Here is a 19,922-nt window from a genome sequence, read left to right on the forward strand (position 1 = left end):
TTGTCAAACTAAAAACTTTATAGTTCTTTGTAGACTTGCATTGTTTGCTCGGCTGCTTTTTTCCAGGTAAATCGTTTTGCATTTTCATAGCCTAGAGGGACTTTTGTTTTTAATAGAGATGGGTTTAGCATGAACAATCTAAATTCTTCTTGAAACTTTTTCTCATCTCTAGGGTTGAAGAAATAAGCAGAACCACGAAGCACTTCCGGCATTACAGAAGCATTAGAGGATAATACCGGACAGCCGACACCCTGCGCTTCTAGAAGTGGAAATCCGAAGCCTTCATAGAGAGAAGGAAAAATTAGCATCTTTGCATTTTGATAAAGTAAAGGCAATTCTTCATAAGAAATCTTTTGAAATGGAATGATGAATTTTTCTACAGGACGGATAATTTCGATTAGATGCTCCGGAATTTTTCCGCCGGCTCCTGCTAGAATAAGCGGCAAATCTAGATTTCCCTCTAACCAGAGTGGAGTGAGAGTTTTAATTACAAAGCCCAGGTTCTTATGGCCTTTTCCTATTCCTACAGTCAAAAGGTATTCATTTTCTAAGTTATACTTTAAGCGGAAGTCATTGCATTCTTTTTTGGAATGAGGTTTAAATAGTTCCTGGTTGAGTCCGTTATAAATTGTCTGAATCTTTTCAGTTGGAAAATGAAATACTTCGACTAAGTCTGATTTTGTGCATTCCGATACACTGATTACTTTTTTGCTAAATTTCTTAATCAAGTAAAAAATCAAATGCATATAGATTTGCTTTGCCTTACTCGGAAAAAATTCTTTCATCTTGTAAGGGATAATATCGTGTATTGTGACAATGCATTTTTTTAAATAGCGAATCGGAATATTAAAATGGGGAATATCCAAAATATCCATTTCTTTCATTTTGGAATGTCCCCAAAATTCTCGAATGCTATAGACTTTTACATTGTATTCGATAATTGGAAAGGATTTGTCTAGTTCATATTTGCTTAGAATTTCTTTGTTTCCAAAAAGGTAAATCTCAAGACCATCTCGCTTTTCTTTAGCTAAAGATTGAACTAAATTTAAAATGCGCACCCCGATTCCAGAGTGCTCTATCATGCGTGTATCAATTCCTATTTTTTTCATGCGATTCGATTGTATCCGTTCAATGCTGCTACTCGGTATGCTTCTGCCATAGTAGGGTAATTGAAAGTTGTGTTGATGAAGTATAACAGCGTATTAGCCTCATCTTTTTGTGTCATGATGGCTTGACCAATATGAACTATTTCAGAAGCTTCACTTCCAAAGCAATGAATTCCTAGTATCTGCAAAGTTTCTCTATGGAATAGTAGTTTAAGCATTCCAACTGTTCGTCCTGTGATTTGAGCACGGGCAAGATTTTTAAATAAAGCATGTCCTACTTCGTAGGGAATTTTTTCATCAGTTAATTCTTTTTCTGTTTTTCCTATGGAGCTAATTTCAGGACTAGTGTAGATTCCCGTTGGAATACTCTGGACTAATTTAAAATCGCATTTTCCTTCTACAATATGAGTAGAGGCAAATCGCCCTTGGTCGTAAGCGGCACTGGCGAGACTCGGATAACCGATAATATCCCCAACAGCATAAATATGAGGTAAGCTAGTCTGGTAGTTTTCATTTACTTCTAATTGCTCTCTTGCATTTACTTTGATTCCAATATTTTCTAAACCTAGCTCTTTTGAATTTCCAGTTCTTCCGTTTGCAAATAGAAATACTTCGGATTTAATTTGTTTTCCTGATTTCATATGAAGTATAACGGAATTATCCGTTAACTCGGCTTGATTGTATTCTTCATTGTGACGAATTAAAATTCCCTGCTCTCTCAAATGATAAGCCAATGCGTCAATAATTTCATCATCTAAAAAAGCGAGGAGCTTATCGCGAGTATTTACTAGATTTACTTTTGTTCCTATGCTTCTAAAAATAGATGCATATTCGCATCCAATGACACCTGCACCGTAAATAGTAATTGAGTGAGGAGTGTAATTTAATTTTAAAATAGTGTCGCTATCAAACACGCGCGGGTGAGTGAAATCAATATCCTTTGGATGATAGGGTCTCGAGCCTGTCGCGATTACAAAATAATCAGCGTCAAGGCGAGCTAAAGTATGATTTGAGTCTTTGACCTCGATAGAATTTTTATCAGCAAAAGTCGCACTCCCATAGTAGATATCAATATCATTTCGCTCATAAAAACTCTGGCGCATTTTTACTTGCTTAGAAATTACTGACTCAGCTGTTTTTACTAAATGCGGATATTCAACATTATTCGTATATTTTTCAAAGAGGGGATTCGTCTTAAAATCAACTAATTGCTGTGCCGCATGACGTAGGGACTTGCTGGGAATAGTTCCCCAGTGACTGCAACCTCCCCCAACGCGATCATATTTTTCGATGACAGCTACGCTCTTTCCTGATTTCACTGCTTTCATCGCGGCACCTTCCCCGCCCGGTCCGGTTCCAATTACGATAACATCATAGTTCTTTATTTGCATACTTGTTCTACATCGTATTAAATAAAATAGGTGTAAATCGTTTTATCTCTAATGATTTTTATAAATGACTCATTAAAAGAAATTGGAAGCAGCGTAGCTTCTGCCTGCCAGAATTTATTTATGAGAAGTGTTTAAGCTACTGAATAATCTCAACAGTATCGACTTGATCTGTGCTAATCTTTCGTATACCGGAGGAGGTTTCTACTCTAATATAGTCATTTCCTTGCTCTATAACTACTCCACGTAAAAAAGAGTCATTGGTTAAGCGAATTAACTCTAGTCGTCCATGCTTGTCTTTAATTTCTGATTCAGAAAGAGTAGTGGAATTTTCCTTAGCCTTTGGAATCATCTTCGAGTTTATTTTAAAGTGTGCAATTGCAGATGCCTTTGGAGTCAACGGAGAATACAGATTATTTTGTAAATATCCTACGAAAAGTAGAAATAATATGGCTAGAAGAATAATTTTTTTGTTTTTCATTTCTGGAGTAACCTCATTTTAAATAGTAGTTTATAATACTATAGATGCCTATGGCATTCTTCAAGGTTCATGATTAAATTCTATCTTTTTTAGGTTTAGTTTGATCATAAAACGTCAAAAGAACTCCACCTATTTTAATTTCATCTTGGTTTGTTAATGGGTATGGCTCGTTCGGATGAATCTTTTGGTCGTTTACGAAAGTGCCATTTGTAGAATTATTATCAGTAAGATAAAACTTTCCTATTTTTTTGTTGATGAATGCATGTTGTCGGCTGGCTTTCTTTGAGTTAATATGAATCATTTCTGATTTTTCTTCGCGACCAATTTCGTAGAAGTCTTTACTTAAATTCATTAATTGCTCGTCTAGCGTACCGGCTGCAATTGAAAGGTTTGCTACTGCTTGTCTATTTTTATAGTACCGATATATAAAAAAAATCATTCCAGAAATGGTCATTCCAATGGAAAGAATAACAATGTCGTCTTGAGGAAATTTCATGGGGCTAAACCTATAGTGGCTATTTTTTTTTTCAACACATTTTCGGAAATTTTTTGACTTAAGCTATTTCATCCGATTTCTTCATTAAAAAGGGAATGACTAAATGATGTAAAAAAAAACTATTGAAACCAACTTAGCCGAAGTGGCGGAATTGGTAGACGCACTGGTTTCAGGTACCAGCGGAGCAATCTGTGGGGGTTCGAGTCCCTTCTTCGGCAATATGCGTAAAATGCCATTTGTAACTTCTTTGTAATTAATTTGTAATAAATAATTGTAATGATGAGAGTAGTTATCGGATTGAGTGTTTAGCGAAAACAACTCTGCTCCGAGAAAGTGGTAAAAAAATTCCAAGGCAATTCTATGAAACATGCAAACCCAAAACCATCCTCAAAGGATCAGGTAAAATTTTTTTCGGCTACTGCTTTTGCAGCAATTATTATCACAGTTTCCTATATAATGGGTGTTCCACATTATTTCTTGGGTTGGATGGCATTTAGTGTAGCTGCATTTTCGGTTGCGGGCAATGATGCAATTCAAACTGTTGGAACTTTCATTGAGAGTAAAAGAAAGACTCATTGGGTTCCAAAAGTGGTAATGCTTTGTGGGCTCTTAATTGTTGTTCATGCGTATGGTTGGGTGCGTGACAATGGAGAAATTCATTTTGATCGCTTAAAGACATTTCCTGAGACCCCTGAATTTAATATTTTTCAGCTTTTGGCTCCTATAGTGCTCGTAATTATTACTCGATTGAAAGCACCTATTTCAACAACATTTCTTATCCTAGGACTATTTGGTGGGAGTAACATTGAAAAAATGTTAAACAAGTCATTCCTTGGTTATGGAATAGCCTTCTTATTTGCAATGGCATTCTGGGGAACTCATGCTTTCTTTGCAAAAAAGGAATACATGAAAGGCTTTGAGCCTAAACCCAAAAAAGAAAAGAAATGGGCAAAGCTTCAATGGCTGTCCACAGCTTTCCTTTGGATTGCATGGTTGTTACAGGATACTGCAAATATTGCCATTTTTCTTCCGAGAAAGCTTTCAATTTATGAATTTTTTGCTGCAATCTCAATCATTGCATTTGCGATAGGAATGATTATTCTATCGAACGGGGGAACAATTCAAGAAGTAGTCAGTGAAAAGTCAGATATTGCCTATTCTAAGGCTGCAACTTTGGTTGATATTGCGTATGCCTTAGTTCTCTTAGTATTTCAAAAACTAAGCAGTATTCCGATGTCAACTACATGGGTGTTTTTAGGACTCTTAGCTGGTCGTGAAATTGTATTGCACTTAATTACGAAGGAAGACAAACCTTACTTACAAACGTTCAGGCAAGTAGGCAAAGATGTATTACTTGCGACAATGGGTATAACAATCAGTCTTGCTATTTATTTTGCTTCTTCGTATATTTATCCAAATCAACCCTCCTCTAAAGGGAACTCAATTAAGTCTGGTAATCCCGCGGAAACAACGGCTCCTTCTCTTGAATCTAAGTCACCAGGAATTAAGGCACAGTGATTGGATTTTAGCATATTTTCTTCAATAAACCAAAAAACTACTTGCATAAAATCTCTTTTTACTATATAAAGTGCCAACTTTATGAAACTTAGGAAAAGGATGTGGACGTGATTATTGCAATAGATTCAGAATCAGAATATCTAGACAATACAGAAAGCTTATTGTCTAGCGCGAAATATAATTTCATAAAAGCTACCGAATACAAAAAGGGAATGGATTATGCAAAAACTGCAACTCCCGACTTGGTGATGATCGGAATTAATAGAATCGATAAAGAATTAATTGATGCTGTTCAATTTTTTAAAAAGAATGTGAATACTAAGAATATTCCCATTCTAGGTATTTTCAAGGAACAGAAGCGAACAGATATTGAAACTGGTTTTAAATTAGGAATTAGCGCGTATCTAGTTCAACCACTCGACAAGCATAGGCTTTTGGATAAGGTAAAAGAGCTAATGGAAATTTCGAAAGAAAACCAAAGTGATAAAATTTTATCTCGTAAAAGTCATATCATCATTGAAAGCCCTGCTCCGAACTTAACAAAGATTACCTTTAAATCAGGAATTTACAAGTATGTCTTGCCCCAAGTAAAAAAGACTTTCAATATGGAGTTTTTAAGATCGATTGAGACCAACCAGTGTTGTATTGATTTAAGAGATATTCAAGATATGACCCCAGAGGAGGTGATTATTCTGGAAAAAATAGTTGGTCTTTTCGGAAACAAAAAGTTATCTATTATTGCAGGTAAACATCTTGGGAAAATAATTGCTGGTTCTGAATTGAGTGATAAATCAAATCTATTTATGTCTTTAGAAGACTATGTAGTTTTTCTGAGAGCTGCCAAAATTCTGTTCTAGATTACAACAAAAGCACATTTTTTACCGTAGATCTCCTCGAATAGGTCTTTCTTTTGATGGGCTGACCATATATCGATGTGTGGATCTACGTCTTTTCTAGCTTTAACCTTAAAGACTACTACTTCATTTTGTAATTCACAGCTAACTTCTTCGGCAATACCTTGATGACTTCTATCTAGTCCATCTGCAATTCTAAGAATGGAGGCTAGCTTCTTGACGATTAACTGATTTGCTGGTGAAAGCTTAATAAACTCAGCATGTTTGGGCTTTGGTGGGCTTTTTCTATGATACCGAGTAATTAAGGCAATAATTTCGATTTCGTCAAAGTTAAAGCCAACCATTAACTCTGAATTGCGAATAATATAATAACTATGCTTGTGATGCGAACTATGAGAAATACCAAATCCAATTTCATGCAATAAAGCGGCTGCTTCCAAATATTCCCGTTCTTCGCTTGAGCATTTATGTAAATTTCGTAAGTCATCAAATATTTTCAACGATAGACTACTTACTTTCTTTACATGCTCCGCCTCATAAGGAAAGGAATTGAACAAAGTATTGATTGCCTTTAAACGAATATTGTCTAAGGAACTAACAGTATCTTGTTTATTGTCTCGACCTTCCCATTTTTTTATAGTATCGTATATAATTCCTTCTCTCAAGGCGTAATCGGAAACAGTCATCGATTTAATATTAAAGCTTTTAAAAATCTGCTCTAGAATAATGCTTCCAGCGACAATAATATCAGCTCTCTTAACATCTAGACCTGGAACTTTTGTGCGTTTTTTAAGGGTATTTGCAGCATTCAGAGTATTTCTTACTTTTGTCAAATTACCAAAAGTGAAAATAAAATTATTAAGGCTGCGAGGCATTTCTTCATTATTCTCAGCGAGAACCATTTGGGCTATAGCCTGAACAGTCCCTGATGAACCAATAATAATATCTGGAGCTAGTTTCTCGATCTCTCTTTTGTAGGGAGCTATCATTCCTTCTACATATAATTTGCATTGGTTTATATCGGATTCATTATCAGGATCCCCTGCAAAGAATTTATCAGTGAGTCGAATTGCTCCAATTTTTAAACTTTGTGCAAATTCAACATTGCCCCGTTGACCAATCAATATTTCAGTGCTACCTCCACCAATATCGATTAGCATGATTTTTTTATCGAAAACAGGTAGACCTTGTAAAATCCCAAAGTAAATGAGTCGCGCTTCTTCAAAACCACTCACAACTTCAATATTTATTCCTAATTCTTTTCTTGCCTTTTCTAGGAATACTTCGCGATTTTTGGCTTCCCTAAGAGCACTGGTTGCTACGGAACGAATTTCAGCATTCTGAATTTCAGCAAGTCCCTTAAATCTCTTTAAGCATTTGATTCCACGATCTATTGCATCTGGAGTTATCACTTCATCAGGACCGGATCCGCTGCCTAACCGAACTGATTCTTTTTCCTTTCCTAGAGACTCAAATGTTCCATTTGGATTGACTTTAACAATTATAATATGAAAGGAGTTAGTGCCGAGGTCAATCGCCGCTAAATTTCTTTCTTGCATGTATTACCTGATTTTTTCTTTTGCGATTTTAGAATCCATGATTGTTTTTTTGCGGTAATATTGAACTAACTTCTCCAACTCCGCCAAATCATAGCATTTTATTCTATCTTGATCAATCTTCAGAAATTTATTCGCATCAAATAGTGAATATAGAATTTTTTCGTCGCGATTATCAGATAGACCCACCATTTTAAGTAAATCTCTTACGGTAATATCAAAGTCATAAAAAGACTTTGGAATTATTTTCGCTCTGTTCTTTTCAGCTAAAGTTAAGAGTGTATCCGCAATTCTACCTTGCGGATCTTTTATCATTAAATTTGCTAACTGCTTGTAAGCGATCCAGATTCTTTCTGACAAAATTGTAATTAGGCGACTTGCTAGTTGAGGTTGTGCTTTAACCATACCTTCGAAGTTTGCCTTATTGATTGCAAGGACATCTGTATATCCGAATGCCACTGCTGAAGCGGAACGAGGCTTGTTATCTAAAATTGCCATCTCGCCAAAAATATCACCTGTCTGTAAGACTGCTAACATAACTTCATTGTTATTTACAATTTTTGAAATTTTAACTTTACCACTTTGAATAATGTATAGTTCACGACCCGGTTCATGCTCACAAAATATTACTTTGTTATCTGCGTAGGATCTATTAAACTTAGTTTCATCAATCGGTGGTAAGGCAATTGGCTGGTTTAAAGACATCAACTTTTTCTTTACTTGCGGCACATATTGACCAGTTGGTAGGTATTTTAAATAGCTTTGATAGGCATATGTGGCATGTTCAATGTTGCCTTGACTAAAATAATATTCACCCATATTGTATAATTGATTTAAGTCTTCGCTGACCGTATTCCTAAATGATAACCTAGTAATTGTTTGGTCAAATTGACGTAATTTCATTGAGAAATAACGAATAATTTTCATGGCAACAGGAGTATTTCGTTGAATTAATGTGCCAAATTGATCATAGCTTACCGAAATAAGAGACACATTCGTCAACGCTCTTGCCGACTCAATCTGCGGGTGTTGGCTCATTGCAGCTACAACGCCAAAAAAATCTCCAGGACCAACAACTTGATTTGGATCTTCCCCAACGACTGGATTTTCGCGGCCAACACTTACCTTGCCTTCACGGACAATATAAAAATTATACGCTTCCTTCTTACCTTCTACAATAATATAAGAATTTGCCGTATAGTTAACGATTTGGAAGCTTGGTGTAGACATTAATAAGTTACTCTTATTTTAAAATTAATCATTTGAATATTATTATAAATATGTTTCCTTTACAAATATTATTTCCCTTCTATAAGAATCAATGTTTTATTTGAATTTTAGCTTAATATTTTTATTCTTTGTTCATTTCTTCTTTTATTTGGAATCCATCTTCTTCCAAAATTTGATTTTGCTTCAATTCTATTTCTGCATCTTTAGCAATCTTGCTCGAATATAGTTGATTTCTTACATTTTCTAGAATTTTCTTGCCATCTTTTGATCTACCAACCATTAACATTTTCTTTCCTGCATCCAAATAAGAAGTAAGTCCATCTTCCGTTGTGGGATTTTCTCTATATATTAATAAGTCAACTTTAATAGAGTCATCTAGCATATCCTTCTTTTTATAGGCAATGCTTAATAGCTTTAGAGATTTCAGAGTTGCAGAATGTCCCGGAAATAAAAAGAGAAATTCGTTTATTTTATCAATGCAACTTTTATAATTCCCGTCTTTAAACTGCTCCGAAGCCTTCAAAAAATACATTTCACCTTGGCTTTGTCTTTGTGTTTTAAATATTTCAGTATAATTGTCTGAATTAAGTTGAGCAAAACTTGACTGACATATACCAAAAAAAGACAATAAAATGAATCCTAAATTAATTGCAAAGACTCTTGACACAATTTTATTATCGAACAAAAAATGTAAAAATCGTAGAATCTTAATTGGAGTTTGTTATGAAAATGAAAATATTTATTCTGATTTTAGTTGGATTGTTCCCATTATCGGCTGGTAATGTCGGCAGTGACTGCACATTTAAAGGGAAAAAGCTATTCGGTAAAATACAAATCGTGAGTTCTTTCCCTGATATAAAAGTGCAAGTAGTTGACTCCTTTCCGGACTTAAAGGTTCAAATGGTAAATTCTTTTCCAAGTTCGTGTGGTAAATGGCAATCAGTTACATCCTTTCCTGATTTAAAAATTCAGTTTGTAACCTCTTTTCCTGATATCAAAATTAAATACGAAAGTTCCTTTCCTGGAATTCCTTAACTCACCTTACAAAAGGTGACTGCCCGCCGTGCCCATCGCTGGATTTGGGGCTACACCCGAACTCAATGTTGCTCCCTAATAAGGGTCGCAACATAAGGCGGGCTATTGATTTTATTAATTTATTAGATTTATCGAATATTCTTAATTTCATTAGAACTTCCATAGTTTTATTACTTTGCGTAAGGTGAGTCCTTAATTTTTTTTCTTCCAAAGTAAACGATCTTCTCTTAGTTTTTTTTCATTCAGGCTTGGACTAAGCCTCATCATTAGAAGGGAACTAATTTGCATATCTGCTTGGGCAGAGGAGGAAACTTTCCATTCTTGAATGAAAGGAATCATTTGTTGAAAGATTTCCTTGTTTAAAAAATCTCCTGAGTTTGGGGTATTTGCGATTAGCCCCCAAACTTGAACTGCTTCTTTTTTTTCACGATTACTTCCTGTCTTCATTCCTCTATCCCATAAAATTCTTCCTTTTTCAAAAATGGCATCGGATCTTCGATAATTTTCAGGAGTATTGGCTAATAGGTAATCCATAATTTCGAGTTTCTTGCGATGATAGAGTTTAAGAGCATCTTCGTGTGATTTGATCTTCTTCTCTCTTAATATTGGCGCATAACGTTCGACTGTTTGGCGAAGAGTTTCAACTCGAATTTGTTTTTTCTGTTCTGATGGTAACTGTTTTAAGTTATTTTCATTTATGAAAAATTGTCCAATTGCATTCGATTGAATTTCGTAAATGTTTTCCAAAGTAAATAAGATTTCAGTTGCAGTTTTTGTTCCTTTTAACTCTGAGAGAAGATTCATAGAGTTCTTAAGATAATCTTCTTTAAGTTCTGATAGTATAAGTCTCTGAACATAAGAGGTAAATCACCTTTATCAGGATCATGTCCTAAAAACTTTTCAATAAAATCGGATAGCTGCTCTTCTTTTGGAAGAATTAGTGTATTATCAAAGTATTTCCTTTTATCAGCTTCTGAAATTTTTAACGGTGGTTTAAGTTTTAGAAGTTGATCGTCTTTTGTAATCTTTGCAGAAATGGCTTCGTTATCATCTTCAATCTCGTTTCGAAATTTTTTTATAATTTCATTTCTTTCTTCGTATTTAGCCAGCTCTTCAGGAGAGTTTTTAATATCTTCTTGAAATGGTTTTTCTATCGAATGAATGGTAGGAAAAACTTCTTTAACAATGATATCTTCATAAGATCGTTGTCTACGAATGTAACTCTCTGCAACAGTTCCATCTTTAATAATATTTTCAAAATCTTCTTTAAAATTTTTTCGGAGGCCTTTAGTGTCTTTTAGGCGCTTGACTAAATCCTTCCATCCATTTTTTTCCAAGGAATCTAAATCTAGTTTAGACGCAACATCTGCATTGTCCTCATTCGATTCACCCTTTGAGTTGCCCTTAAATCCAGATTTATCACCTGCTTCTAATGCATCAGATTCAGATTCTGTAGAAAACTCCATAGACAGAAGTTCTTCCCAATTCGAAATTTCTTCTTTTATTAGGACAGGTTCATCAATTCCGCAAATTAATTCCATTGCATGACTAAAAGGAAAAATGACCAGCAAAGAAATTGAGAGATGCATTAATAGAGAAATATAAAAGGAAATATAGAGACGGGGAGACATTGATTCAATATTTTTCATTTGCATTCGTATAGGTCAAGTAAATATTGAATCTGAGCGTCGGCTCATCGAATAGAATTCAATAATTCAAATAACCAATCATGAAAAAATTTATTACCGCATTTTTAGCGATCCTAGTTCTAATAATTTCAATTAGATCTTCTAGATTCTTATACCAAAGTTTGGATTGGTCTTTGGCATATTGCATTGATATGGTGTTGATGAAGTTTTTTGCATGGTCACTTGATCGTGGAATCTGGCCTTACACAGATATATATACTTATAACTTACCAATGACAATTTATATAAACTGGGTCGCTCTCAAAGTTTTTGGGGATAGCTCTTGGGGTTTTCGCCTACTAGATGTTAGCTGGTTAGTTTTTTTAACGGGAGTAACATTCATTTATCTCAAGAGAAAAGTTACTGCGGTTATTATTGCATTGGTCGGTGCAAGTCTTTGTCTTACTCTTAGTGAGAATGCTACAAACTTTGGAGCATTCCAAAGAGAAACTATGATGCTTCCATTTTGGATTCTATCTTTAATTTCTTACGATAAAATAATAGAGGGCAAATCTCAGAGATTACATGGATTTTTACTGGGAACATATATTTGTTTTTCTGCATTGGTAAAACCAACAGGCTTTCTTTTATTGATATTAATTTTAATTTCTCTTTTGTGGCGCTCACTCACTAATTCAAAGTTTTCATGGAAGGATACAGCATTCTTTTACTTGAGCATTTTTGTCGGTGGATTTTTAGTTTTGTTTTTTTCATTACTACCTTTTATTATTCATGGAAATTTAGTTGCCTCTTTTAAAGGTTGGCTTAGTTATTTCAAAGATCTTTCAATTTCTTTAGAAATTCTTTCGCCAACTGAATTGGTTGGAAATATATTTACTTTTGCACCGTCTCATTGGTTTATACCACTCAATGAACCAATCGCTGAATTCCAAAACAATGGACATCTTTCTTTGTTTCATTTCTGCCTAATCAGTATATACCTCTATCTGTTACTTTTAAATAAAATAGATGTAGGACCATTTATGATATTACTTAGCGGTCTTTTAAATTATTTAATTCAGGCAAAAGGATTTGCTTATCATTTATTTCCTGTATGGTTTGCTGTATTGTTAATGATAACACTTTTATTAGATTTTTTTTATAAAGCATCTACGGAGAAAAAGAAATGGATTTCATTCGGATCGGTTTCCATTATTATAATCATCGGGATAACGGTTGTAAATCAGCAATCAAGATCTTTGAGGCTTTATAGAGGAACTGAACTCTATACAGATTTTAATCAAACAAAGAAAGATACTCAAAAAATTGAAGTATTGGAAGTGTTAAAAAAAATAAATTCTGAAATAAAAATTAAACCGGCTAAAATTCAAGTTTTTGAAGCATATCATTCCGTGACACTTAATTCTATAATGGATGAGAATATGCATTTAGTTAGCAAATATCCAGAAGCATATATTTTTTATAATGATAGTCCGAACATGAACAAGTATAAGTTGGATATGCTTCATAGTCTCAATGCCGAAAAACCAGATATAATCGTTCTTAACAAAGAAGGAACGTTTCGACGAAGTAAAGACTTGTTTCAGACTTTTCCAGAACTCAACGATTTTCTGAAAGAGTATACCTTGGAAAAAAAAGTAAGAGAAATTAACAATGTTACTTACTTTATCTATACTTTAAACCCAGAGAAAAATATCCCAAGACTGGAACTAGAAAGTAAAAGGAAGATCTCGAATCCTTAGATCCTCTACGGCTTGTTTTTGCTTTGAGGTCTTTTTCCATTTCTTACGAGAACGAGATTTAGGTTTTGCCTTTTTATTTTGATTTAAGGACTCTAACAGATTTTCGACCATAGCATTAATTTGATTAAAATCTTCCTGATTAGATGTAAGGCTTTCTTCAGTTTGTTCAGGTTGATGCTTAAATAGTGAGTTATTCATAGTTTTTACCTCTTTTTCAATTGTATGTATGGATGGGACAAGTTGGAATCGATTAATGAATTAAACTAGTTTCACTTAAAAAATTAACCAGAGTGAAATTGACTCGATAAAATAAAAATCTTGCAATTAGTTACCATTGCCATTACAAAGGACATACGATGTTGGATATAGATGATTTAGTTACCAAGCTGATAAAGGGTCAGCCAATTTCCGTTCGTTTTAAGTATACGAACGATAAAGTTTTACAGGAATTCCATGTTTTATTTATTCATATTTTGGGATATTTCGACCAATTATTTTTATTAGAAGTCTCTTTTACAATTCTCAAAGAAATTTTATATAATGCAAGTAAGGCGAATGCAAAAAGGCTTTTTTTTATTAGAGAAGAACTGGATATTTCAAATCCTGAAGATTACCAAAAAGGGATGGCCATTTTTGCTGATGAAGTGACGATGAAATGGGCAGACCAACAAGCCTATCTTGATAAATCGCATTTTTACATTCAATTTGATGCGAAGATCAAAGACAATGTTTTATATGTTCAAGCCGAGAATAACGCACCAGTTTTACCAGAAGAGCAAGAACGAATATTTAAGCGAATAGAAGCTGCAAAGAAATACAATGATTTATCGGATGCATTTATGGACATGTCTGATTCTACAGAGAGTGCTGGGCTAGGACTTATTCTAACCCAAATTCTTTTAAAGAATTCAGGAATCGGTCGTGATAATTTCCGCATTGAGTTTCAAGGTGACAAGACGATTGCTCATTTTAAAATTCCTGGTCAAGTCGTTCCGATCATAACCAATAGCAAATTTAATGAGCAAATACTGAATGAAATTGAAGGCTTGCCTCCTTTACCACAAAGTGTTAGCAAAATTATTATGCTTTGTAATAAGCCTGATACTGATATTAATATTCTAACGAATGAAATTGAAAAAGATGCAGTATTAAGTGCAGACTTATTAAAACTATCCAATTCATCTTTATTCATTACTCGCAATAAAGCAAATACTGTATTATCCGCTGTCAAAGTAGTTGGTTTAAAGAATATAAAAAATATGTTATATGTTTCCGGTGTTCGCAAAATCATGGGTAACCGCTACGACAAAGTTCAAAAGATATGGGATCATTGTGCAAAATGTAGTTTCTTTGCAAAGGTCATAGCCTTGGATAGTTCTAAGCATAAACTCGCTGACCTGGCTGCAACCGGTGGCTTGCTGCATGATATTGGTAAGTTAATCATTCTCTCGCTTGATAAGAAGATTGTAGATAAAATGACGAATTTTCAAATGCAAGAGAAAGATAGTTCTGTTTTAATTGAGGAATTTACAGTCGGAATCAGCCATGCAGATATAGGAGGGCGATTGCTAAAGAAATGGTCGTTTCCTGAAGATTTGATTCATATTGTAGAATTCCATCACAGACCTTTTCTTGCGCCTCCTGAGCACAAAGATTTACTAGAAATTGTTTATCTAGCAAATATGATGTTGGATGCATTAGATAATCGAGCTAATTTTTTCACTATTAACCAGGAAATTCTGAAAAATTTCAAATTGGATAATGAAGCTGTTTTTAATAAGTATTTAGAAAAAATAGATCAACAGTTTAAAGTATCCCACTATTAAAATAGATTGCTAGAACTTAAAAATGTTTCCTTCGTTCGAAGTGATAGATATATTTTAAGAAATATTAATATATCTATTGAGCCTAATCAAAATTGGGTGATTTTAGGAAAGAATGGGTCAGGCAAAACAACTCTTATTAATTTGATTTTTGGTTACCATTGGCCGACTGTTGGTATCGTGAAAGTTTTTGGGAAGACTTATGGAGAATTTCCAATTAGGAATATTCAACATAGGATTGGAATTTTGCAAAGCTATTACCAAGAGGAAAGAGTTCAGAGAAATCTCTCTGTAAAAGAAGTAATTGCGACGGGACTTTTAAATTCTATTGGAATATACTCAGATCTAAATTCTTCTCAAGAACAAAAGTTAGATTTGATTCTAAAAAAAAACTTGTGGATTAAAAACCCCGATCAAAATTACAGCTTGTTATCCGCTGGAGAAAAGAAAAAAATATTATTATTACGAGCCTTGATTTCTGATCCAGAAATTTTGATTTTGGATGAACCCTGCTCGTCACTAGATTTGTCCGCGCGTGAGGATTTTTTTGCGTTGCTAGAGGCATATAAGCTTAATGGGCGAACGATAATTTTAATTACTCATAGAACTGACGAAATTCCAAACTACTTTAATTATGCGCTGCTTCTAAAGGACGGAGAAATTGTTGCATCCGGATTAAAGGAAAAAATTTTTACATCTGATAATTTATCCAATACTTACGATCTAAAGGTTGAGTTAATAGAGAGAAGCGGTCAATACTTTACGAATGTTATCAAATAAATCATTGTGAAATTTTATATTTTTGCACAATGTGAAAAATGTATTCTCTAATTCTAGATACATCTAAGGGTTTCGTTATAAAGTCAACCATTCCCAGATTAATGCATTTCTCCCGATCAAAATTATTAGTATTTGCCGATAAAGCAATAATTAAAGGTTTATCAGTAGAATGTTTTTTTGTTTTATTGATTTGCTCTGTGGCTTCAAATCCATTCAAAACTGGCATTCTTAAATCCATGAAAATAATATCAAAATCATTGGTTTGGCAGATTTCAACAGCTTCCATACCATCGTAAGCTGTTTTTACATTGTAGCCCAATTTCTCGAAAACTTTCTTTCCAAGCTTAATATTGATTTCGTTATCATCAACTAATAATATCTTTAAAGGAATCTTAATTAGTTTTACTTCTTGCTTATTCGGTTCAGGAATTGTATTATCACTTGAAGCGGTATCCTTATGAATACTGTCACAGTCTTCAGTTTCAATTGTAAAATGAAAAATACTTCCTTTACCTTCCAGACTATTTACACCTATAGCGCCATGCATCATTTCAACTAAGCGTTTGCTGATTGCGAGACCAAGCCCAGAGCCTTTGTATTGTCTAGAATTAGAAATTTCTCCTTTCGTATACATTTCAAAAATTGTATCAATTCTTGAAGCAGGAATTCCTATTCCAGAATCTCTAACTTCAAATTCTAATATGAGTTTGAAATCTTTCTTTTCTTTAATTGCTACACTCAAATCTATACGACCTGATTTTGTGAACTTCACTGCATTTGCCAGGAGGTTTAAAAGTATCTGAGATAATCGAATCCTGTCTCCCGAAATGAATTTTGGAACGTCAGGCGAAATAGTATATTTTATAACATTATTATTTAAGGAGGCAATGCTAGATGAAATAGATAAAATTTCTTTTATAAGATGTGGTAAATCAAATGGGTTGTGTTCTAGTTCCGTATTGCCTGCTTCCATTCTTGTGAAATCAAGTATATCGCTTATAAGTGTAAGTAAGTTTTTTACACTTGAATCAAGAATTGTAACGTATTCTTTTTGCTCCTCACTTAATTTCGTGCCATCCAAAAGTTGTAGAATACCTATCACTCCATTCATTTGACTTTGTATCTCATGACTCATATTTGCAATGAATTCATTTTTGTTTTGAGTGGCGATTTCTCCTTTTGTTTTTTCCGCTGTAAGCTCTTCCTTTTGCTGCAATATGATCGCATGAGATGCAAGTTCGCGAATTTTAAAACTAAAGCTGATTCTAGATGCGATAAATGCAAGCATAACGGCTACTGTAGAGTTAACCCAGAGTCCTTCTGTTCTCTCTGGAACACTTTGAAATATTGGAATTATGAAAATGAACAATGCTTGTGCAAAGCCCAGCTTCATGAATTCTAAACCGAATTTGAATTTAAAAAAAACGGGTAAGCAGAAAACAGATATAATAAATATTGAAATATCACCAAATAGCATTTGATCGATCGCAGAAAAAAAAGCGCACCAAATCTGAAGCACAAAGGATATTGTGTAACAATAAAAATTTCGAAAATTCCAGCTTGGTATTCTTTTTGAAAAGAGTAGGTATAGAAAAAATGAAAAAGTTAAAAATGCATAGAGTAAACCATGCATAAAAAAGATATATTTATAGCCAAGGTTTGAAACCCAAAGCCCGTCTCGATATTTAGTATAATCTAGATACAAAATTGGAATATGCAGAACAAAAAGAGCAACGAGTCCAATAATCAAATTGGAAAAATTGGATTCATAAATTTTATCGAATAAATTCGATTTGTTTTGATCGCCTAGCTTTTTAAATTGATTTAGAATCAGACTTTCCATTATCGTATTAGAAATTTTTATGTTCTTAAGTTGTTTTAGAGTCAATATATTAAAGTGAGAGTCCAGTGTATCCTATGAGTCAATTTTATGAAAAGCATATTTTTGTTTGTGAAAATATTAGAGAAGGCGAAAATGCTCGAGTTTCTTGCGGAAAGCATAATTCCAAGAAAATAAGAGAGTATTTAAAGCAAAAAATCAAAGAAGTTGCACCGGGTAGAAATATTCGAATCAATATGAGTGGTTGCTTAGACCGTTGTGAATTGGGACCTGTCCAAGTCGCTTACCCGGACGGGGATTGGTTTGCCTTGAAAACGGAATCGGATGTGGATCAGTTTATTAAACACTATATCCAAGAAAATTCTTTGAGTGCTTTAGGGAATTTAGGAATAAAATTATAATTTACTTTTAGTTTTTTTTAAAGTAATATTGAATTGTCTTTGAAGCAGTTTTTAAATTAATAAGGGGTTTTGCATGGAAAATTCACCGATTACACCTCAACTACTAGCTACAGTTTGGTTCATTAATTTTTCTCTTATGACGATTCGCTATCTTTTATTTGCTGGAGTTGCTTATTCTTTTTTCTGGATTTGGAAAAGAGAAAAATGGCAGTATAAAAGAACACAAATGGATTATCCAGATAAATCCAAACTTTGGTATGAATTCAAATATTCAATGATAACTATGACAGTTTTTGCATTCGTAGGCGTTGGAGTATTTACGGCAAAGAAATATGGTTTTACATTTTTATACACTGATATTTCTGAATTTGGAATTGGATATTTTATTTTGAGCATAATTGTGGCTATCCTCATTCATGATACATTTTTTTATTGGGGTCATCGACTTATGCATCATAAATCCATTTTTAAATATGTCCATAAAGTTCATCATAATTCAACAAATCCATCCCCGTGGGCAGCGTTTTCTTTTCATCCATATGAAAGCGTTATTGAAGCTTTGATTGTTCCTATTCTTGTTGTGATCATGCCGATTCATCCTCTGGCGATATTGGCATTTCTACTGTATATGACATTTATGAACGTGTTAGGACATTTGGGATTTGAATTGTATCCGAAGGGTTTTACAACTCATTGGCTTTGGAAATGGAACAATACTTCAACCCATCACAATATGCATCATAGATTTTTTAATTGTAACTACGGTTTGTATTTCAATTTTTGGGATAGAGTCATGGGAACAAATCACCCAAACTACCATAAAGTATTTGAAGAAGTAACTTCTAGAAAGCCTATTATGGAAGCTTAGTGTATAAATACCTCCATTATTAGAAGGCATATCCCTACAACCAACATAGAACTGACCTAGAAGCCACATAGAAGCCGAATTCGGCTCGAACATGGCTTCTATATTAGAGTAAGATCAGAACTAAGTAAATCCATAACCTGCGCAAGACAAAGCGGATTTCTATGTCATGGAAGGTTGGTTTTTAGTTCAACAAATTAAAGAGAAGAAAATTTATTATCTATTACTTTGAGATAAGAGGATAGTTCATCCGTTTCTACGCGATGGCGAGTTTCGGAATTGTAGGTATCTAAAATCTTTTCTCCGTCCACAATGTAGTTGTATAGATATTCACCTGGACGAAGTTTTTTTCTGAGTTTAAAAATTCCATTTCTATCTTTTTGAAGATAATCATGTTCGGGATTCCATTGATTGAAATTTCCCACTAAAGAAATTACGGATGCATTTGGTTTGTAAATTTGGAATTCTACTGTAATGAAATCTAAGTCCTCTGTCATTTCATCAGAAATTACACGAGCCGAGATATGCTTTTCGAAATCAAAATTTTCTAGAAGATATTCGGAGTAATAAGAACCAGCTCCATCTGAGTGACGATTGGAATTTTCGACATCAAAGTCAAAGAGATTATCTACTTTGAATTTGTATTCATAAGAGACTACAGCTTCTTCTTTTCTATTCTTAAAATTTGCTGGAATGAGTGCATGAAAAACACCGAATTTGTTCTTTGTCATTGGAATGCAACGCCAAGAAGAAAAATTTCCACAGATGGAAACATCTGAGTTTTTCAATCCATTGTAAGTAAAAAGGATTCCTGAATTTAAAAATTGTCCACGCTTTGCGTAAGCGTCAATATCAATCATTTTAATGTAGCGAGGGGGAATGGCTCTCTTTAAGCTAGCAATCTGCCAATAAAAATAGATTTTGTTATTGGTAACTTTCTCTTCTGTTCCTTCTAATTCCTTGCTGGAATAAGAGCCGACCCAATCAACAGTGTCTTGTCCAATGACGCCAAATCCGAATAAGGATAAGAATAAAAATAGGAGTAAATATTTCTTCCGAGAAGGTTTTCTCTGGATGATTTTTATTTTCTTTTTTTTGGATTCAGGCATGTTCGATTTTTAAAGGTATAATTCCCGTATTCTTTTGTCTAGTACTTTC

The 19,922-nt window shown here is 33.9% G+C and carries 20 protein-coding genes and 1 tRNA gene; 9 read left to right on the forward strand and 12 right to left on the reverse strand.

The window, feature by feature from the left end:
* Positions 1-17 precede the first annotated feature (17 nt).
* From IPH52_04660 to IPH52_04675, 4 genes are all read right to left on the reverse strand, one after another.
* Positions 18-1,109, reverse strand: a complete 1,092-nt coding sequence (locus tag IPH52_04660; GenBank protein MBK7054334.1) for a glycosyltransferase family 4 protein — start codon at positions 1,107-1,109, stop codon at positions 18-20.
* Positions 1,106-2,497 (reverse strand): Si-specific NAD(P)(+) transhydrogenase, encoded by a 1,392-nt coding sequence (gene sthA, locus IPH52_04665; protein ID MBK7054335.1) that lies wholly within the window; start codon positions 2,495-2,497, stop codon positions 1,106-1,108. The genes IPH52_04660 and sthA overlap by 4 nt, the downstream gene beginning before the upstream one ends.
* 136 nt (positions 2,498-2,633) lie before the next feature.
* Positions 2,634-2,975, reverse strand: a complete 342-nt coding sequence (locus IPH52_04670) for a hypothetical protein (protein MBK7054336.1) — start codon at positions 2,973-2,975, stop codon at positions 2,634-2,636.
* A gap of 73 nt (positions 2,976-3,048) precedes the next feature.
* Positions 3,049-3,471 carry an FHA domain-containing protein gene (locus IPH52_04675; GenBank protein MBK7054337.1) on the reverse strand — a complete coding sequence of 141 codons (423 nt, stop codon included), beginning with the start codon at positions 3,469-3,471 and terminating at the stop codon, positions 3,049-3,051.
* Between the two features lie 136 nt (positions 3,472-3,607).
* On the opposite strand from IPH52_04675, the gene IPH52_04680 reads away from it, so the two are divergent.
* From IPH52_04680 to IPH52_04690, 3 genes are all read left to right on the forward strand, one after another.
* A tRNA-Leu gene (locus tag IPH52_04680) sits at positions 3,608-3,689 on the forward strand.
* Between the two features lie 142 nt (positions 3,690-3,831).
* A complete protein-coding gene (locus IPH52_04685; GenBank protein MBK7054338.1) occupies positions 3,832-4,989 on the forward strand; it encodes a hypothetical protein in 1,158 nt (385 codons plus the stop codon).
* A 107-nt stretch (positions 4,990-5,096) separates the two neighbouring features.
* Positions 5,097-5,846, forward strand: coding sequence for a hypothetical protein (locus IPH52_04690; protein MBK7054339.1), 750 nt, complete (start codon positions 5,097-5,099; stop codon positions 5,844-5,846).
* Here the strand turns inward: IPH52_04690 and IPH52_04695 are convergent.
* The 3 genes from IPH52_04695 to IPH52_04705 all read right to left on the reverse strand — a co-directional run bounded on the left by IPH52_04695 (position 5,843) and on the right by IPH52_04705 (position 9,161).
* Positions 5,843-7,402 carry a Ppx/GppA family phosphatase gene (locus tag IPH52_04695; protein MBK7054340.1) on the reverse strand — a complete coding sequence of 520 codons (1,560 nt, stop codon included), beginning with the start codon at positions 7,400-7,402 and terminating at the stop codon, positions 5,843-5,845. The two genes, IPH52_04690 and IPH52_04695, sit on opposite strands and share 4 nt — an antisense overlap.
* A 3-nt stretch (positions 7,403-7,405) precedes the next feature.
* Positions 7,406-8,629: a Crp/Fnr family transcriptional regulator gene (locus IPH52_04700; protein MBK7054341.1), complete on the reverse strand. Its 1,224-nt coding sequence runs from the start codon at positions 8,627-8,629 to the stop codon at positions 7,406-7,408.
* Positions 8,630-8,750: 121 nt separating this feature from the next.
* Positions 8,751-9,161 carry a hypothetical protein gene (locus IPH52_04705; protein ID MBK7054342.1) on the reverse strand — a complete coding sequence of 137 codons (411 nt, stop codon included), beginning with the start codon at positions 9,159-9,161 and terminating at the stop codon, positions 8,751-8,753.
* Between the two features lie 191 nt (positions 9,162-9,352).
* Between IPH52_04705 and IPH52_04710 the strand changes: the two genes are divergently transcribed.
* On the forward strand, positions 9,353-9,664 hold the full coding sequence (locus IPH52_04710) for a hypothetical protein (protein MBK7054343.1): 312 nt from the start codon (positions 9,353-9,355) through the stop codon (positions 9,662-9,664).
* Positions 9,665-9,856: 192 nt separating this feature from the next.
* Here IPH52_04710 and IPH52_04715 read toward each other — a convergent pair whose 3' ends face one another.
* Positions 9,857-10,468, reverse strand: a complete 612-nt coding sequence (locus tag IPH52_04715; protein ID MBK7054344.1) for a hypothetical protein — start codon at positions 10,466-10,468, stop codon at positions 9,857-9,859.
* Entirely contained in the window at positions 10,465-11,313 is an 849-nt protein-coding gene (locus tag IPH52_04720) for a hypothetical protein (protein ID MBK7054345.1), read from the reverse strand. The genes IPH52_04715 and IPH52_04720 overlap by 4 nt, the downstream gene beginning before the upstream one ends.
* A gap of 200 nt (positions 11,314-11,513) precedes the next feature.
* Between IPH52_04720 and IPH52_04725 the strand changes: the two genes are divergently transcribed.
* The gene (locus IPH52_04725) at positions 11,514-13,055 is read left to right on the forward strand and encodes a hypothetical protein (GenBank protein MBK7054346.1); all 1,542 of its coding nucleotides are present in this window, start codon (positions 11,514-11,516) and stop codon (positions 13,053-13,055) included.
* Here IPH52_04725 and IPH52_04730 read toward each other — a convergent pair.
* Positions 13,023-13,253, reverse strand: a complete 231-nt coding sequence (locus tag IPH52_04730) for a hypothetical protein (GenBank protein ID MBK7054347.1) — start codon at positions 13,251-13,253, stop codon at positions 13,023-13,025. The two genes, IPH52_04725 and IPH52_04730, sit on opposite strands and share 33 nt — an antisense overlap.
* 158 nt (positions 13,254-13,411) lie before the next feature.
* Here IPH52_04730 and IPH52_04735 point away from each other — a divergent pair, with 158 nt between their 5' ends.
* Together IPH52_04735 and IPH52_04740 are read left to right on the forward strand one after the other, a co-directional pair.
* Positions 13,412-14,881, forward strand: a complete 1,470-nt coding sequence (locus IPH52_04735; GenBank protein MBK7054348.1) for an HDOD domain-containing protein — start codon at positions 13,412-13,414, stop codon at positions 14,879-14,881.
* Between the two features lie 6 nt (positions 14,882-14,887).
* Positions 14,888-15,658, forward strand: coding sequence for an ATP-binding cassette domain-containing protein (locus tag IPH52_04740; protein ID MBK7054349.1), 771 nt, complete (start codon positions 14,888-14,890; stop codon positions 15,656-15,658).
* Position 15,659: 1 nt separating this feature from the next.
* Here the strand turns inward: IPH52_04740 and IPH52_04745 are convergent, their stop codons facing one another.
* The gene (locus IPH52_04745) at positions 15,660-17,546 is read right to left on the reverse strand and encodes a response regulator (GenBank protein MBK7054350.1); all 1,887 of its coding nucleotides are present in this window, start codon (positions 17,544-17,546) and stop codon (positions 15,660-15,662) included.
* Between the two features lie 29 nt (positions 17,547-17,575).
* On the opposite strand from IPH52_04745, the gene IPH52_04750 reads away from it, so the two are divergent.
* Entirely contained in the window at positions 17,576-17,899 is a 324-nt protein-coding gene (locus IPH52_04750; protein MBK7054351.1) for a (2Fe-2S) ferredoxin domain-containing protein, read from the forward strand.
* A gap of 73 nt (positions 17,900-17,972) precedes the next feature.
* The gene (locus IPH52_04755) at positions 17,973-18,767 is read left to right on the forward strand and encodes a sterol desaturase family protein (protein ID MBK7054352.1); all 795 of its coding nucleotides are present in this window, start codon (positions 17,973-17,975) and stop codon (positions 18,765-18,767) included.
* 194 nt (positions 18,768-18,961) lie between these two features.
* On the opposite strand, the gene IPH52_04760 is transcribed toward IPH52_04755, so the two are convergent.
* Positions 18,962-19,873 (reverse strand): glycogen-binding domain-containing protein, encoded by a 912-nt coding sequence (locus tag IPH52_04760; protein ID MBK7054353.1) that lies wholly within the window; start codon positions 19,871-19,873, stop codon positions 18,962-18,964.
* Between the last annotated feature and the right edge of the window lie 49 nt (positions 19,874-19,922).

The organism is Leptospiraceae bacterium, from assembly GCA_016708435.1.
Classification (GTDB): Bacteria; Spirochaetota; Leptospiria; order Leptospirales; family Leptospiraceae; genus UBA2033.